The organism is Bacteroides sp. HMSC067B03 (assembly GCF_001811315.1).
Taxonomy (GTDB): Bacteria; Bacteroidota; Bacteroidia; order Bacteroidales; family Bacteroidaceae; genus Bacteroides; species Bacteroides faecis.
The window spans coordinates 1-3,207 of sequence record NZ_KV804373.1; the positions used below are offsets into that span (position 1 = coordinate 1).

2 tRNA genes and 2 rRNA genes are annotated in these 3,207 nt (G+C 47.9%); all 4 read right to left on the reverse strand.

What is annotated here, in order from left to right:
- Window positions 1–2,139 (reverse strand): 23S ribosomal RNA (locus HMPREF2794_RS15750); the annotation flags it as partial.
- Between the two features lie 167 nt (window positions 2,140–2,306).
- Window positions 2,307–2,383 (reverse strand) — tRNA-Ala (locus HMPREF2794_RS15755).
- Window positions 2,384–2,461: 78 nt separating this feature from the next.
- Window positions 2,462–2,535, reverse strand: a tRNA-Ile gene (locus HMPREF2794_RS15760).
- A 163-nt stretch (window positions 2,536–2,698) separates the two neighbouring features.
- Window positions 2,699–3,207 (reverse strand): 16S ribosomal RNA (locus tag HMPREF2794_RS15765); the annotation flags it as partial.

Sequence of the window (3,207 nt, forward strand, 5' to 3'; positions counted from 1 at the left end):
AAGTCTCCGGCCTATCCTACACATCAATTACCCAAATTCAATGTTAAGCTATAGTAAAGGTTCACGGGGTCTTTTCGTCCCATCGCGGGTAATCGGCATCTTCACCGATACTACAATTTCACTGAGCTCACGGTTGAGACAGTGTCCAGATCATTACACCATTCGTGCAGGTCGGAACTTACCCGACAAGGAATTTCGCTACCTTAGGACCGTTATAGTTACGGCCGCCGTTTACTGGGGCTTCAATTCAATGCTTCTCTTGCGATGACATCTCCTCTTAACCTTCCAGCACCGGGCAGGTGTCAGGCTGTATACATTATCTTTCAATTTCGCACAGCCCTGTGTTTTTGTTAAACAGTTGCCTGGACCTATTCTCTGCGCCCAACTCTCGTTGGGACCCTTTATCCCGAAGTTACAGGGTCAATTTGCCTAGTTCCTTAACCGTGAATCACTCAAGCGCCTTAGTATATTCAACCCGACTACGTGTGTCCGTTTGCGGTACGGGTACCTTAAGGATTAAGTTTAGCGGATTTTCTTGGGAGTATGATTACACGCACTATTGGATTGTTCCGAAGAACGTTCCATACTATCAGGTTCGACTCTTATCCCGGATTTGCCTGGGATAATCAACATCTACACCCTTCAACGGACTATTCCGTCAGTCCGCGGCGCTGTCACGCCTCCGTCTCCACGTCACTCCTTAAGGTAGTACAGGAATATTAACCTGTTCTGCCATCGGCCTCACCGTTCGGCTGAGCCTTAGGACCCGACTAACCCTGATCCGATTAGCGTTGATCAGGAAACCTTAGTCTTTCGGCGAGGGGGTTTCTCACCCCCTTTATCGTTACTTATACCTACATTTGCTTTTCCACACGCTCCAGCAAAGCTCACGCTTCACCTTCGACGCAGAGTGGAATGCTCCCCTACCGATCATTACTGATCCCATAGCTTCGGTAAAACACTTGATGCCCGATTATTATCCACGCCAAACTCCTCGACTAGTGAGCTGTTACGCACTCTTTAAATGAATGGCTGCTTCCAAGCCAACATCCTAGCTGTCTTAGCAATCTGACTTCGTTAGTTCAACTTAGTGTTTATTTCGGGACCTTAGCTGATGGTCTGGATTCTTCTCCTTTAGGACATGGACCTTAGCACCCATGCCCTCACTCCTGTGATAGAACTAATGCGCATTCGGAGTTTATCAAGACTTGATAGGCGGTGAAGCCCTCGCATCTTATCAGTCGCTCTACCTCACATTAGTAACTCACAAGGCTGCACCTAAATGCATTTCGGGGAGTACGAGCTATCTCCAAGTTTGATTAGCCTTTCACCCCCACCCTCAGTTCATCCGGAAGCTTTTCAACGCTTATCGGTTCGGTCCTCCAGTTAGTGTTACCTAACCTTCAACCTGACCAAGGGTAGATCACTTGGTTTCGCGTCTACTCCTTCCGACTCGACGCCCTGTTCAGACTCGCTTTCGCTTCGGCTGCACATCTCAAGATGCTTAACCTTGCCGGAAAAAGTAACTCGTAGGTTCATTATGCAAAAGGCACGCCGTCACTGCTTACGCAGCTCCGACCGCTTGTAGGCGCACGGTTTCAGGGACTATTTCACTCTTCTGTTCGAAGTGCTTTTCACCTTTCCTTCACAGTACTGGTTCGCTATCGGTCTCTCGGGAGTATTTAGCCTTACCGGATGGTCCCGGCAGATTCACGCAAGATTTCTCGTGTCCCGCGCTACTCAGGATACCACTACGCTTAATCTGACTTCATATACAGGACTATCACCGTCTATGGTTCCACTTTCCAGAGGATTCTATTCATCAGATGTCTTGCGATATCGTGGTCCTACAACCCCACACATGCCGTAACATGGGTGGTTTGGGCTGTTCCCCGTTCGCTCGCCACTACTAGGGGAATCATTATTATTTTCTTTTCCTACAGGTACTAAGATGTTTCAGTTCCCTGCGTTAGCTTCCATCAAGGATGGATGACATTCCTTCAGAATGCCGGGTTGTCCCATTCGGAAATCTCTGGATCAAAGGTTATTTGCACCTACCCAGAGCTTATCGCAGCTTATCACGTCCTTCATCGCCTCCGAGAGCCAAGGCATCCGCCATGCGCCCTTGCTTACTTTCTTTCAAACTTACTTAACCGATGATGGAGAATGGAATTTCGAAAATGCTTCTGCATTCTCAACAGCCATGTACCATATCTGTTACGTACGGTTCGATATATACTTTTAGCTCTTTACTAAATTTTACTTTTTGTACATCATGTCAAAGATCGTTTCTCTATGTTCAGAGATGGTGGAGAATAACGGATTCGAACCGTTGACCCTCTGCGTGCAAGGCAGATGCTCTAGCCAGCTGAGCTAATCCCCCGAAGATAAAGAAGAATGAACAAGGACGCAGGAAAAGGATATATGCCGATCACTGCAGTTTTCATTTTCTTTCTCGAAGTAGTCCCAGGCAGAGTTGAACTGCCGACCTCTACATTATCAGTGTAGCGCTCTAACCAACTGAGCTATAGGACTAGTTCAACCTTGTCTACCTGATATGTTAGACTCGGCTTCTTTATTTCTCTTGTTTATCTCTATCTATACTTCTATAGATGGTTGATCTATATGTTATAAATAAACAAGTACCAGTAGTACAATTATAGAACCGATGAAAGTCATTGTAACGGCATCGCTCCAGAAAGGAGGTGTTCCAGCCGCACCTTCCGGTACGGCTACCTTGTTACGACTTAGCCCCAATTACCAGTTTTACCCTAGGACGCTCCTTGCGGTTACGTACTTCAGGTACCCCCGGCTTTCATGGCTTGACGGGCGGTGTGTACAAGGCCCGGGAACGTATTCACCGCGCCATGGCTGATGCGCGATTACTAGCGAATCCAGCTTCACGAAGTCGGGTTGCAGACTTCGATCCGAACTGAGAGAGGCTTTTGGGATTAGCATCCTGTCACCAGGTAGCTGCCTTCTGTACCCCCCATTGTAACACGTGTGTAGCCCCGGACGTAAGGGCCGTGCTGATTTGACGTCATCCCCACCTTCCTCACATCTTACGACGGCAGTCTCTCTAGAGTCCTCAGCATGACCTGTTAGTAACTAAAGATAAGGGTTGCGCTCGTTATGGCACTTAAGCCGACACCTCACGGCACGAGCTGACGACAACCATGCAGCACCTTCACATTTGTCTTACGACTA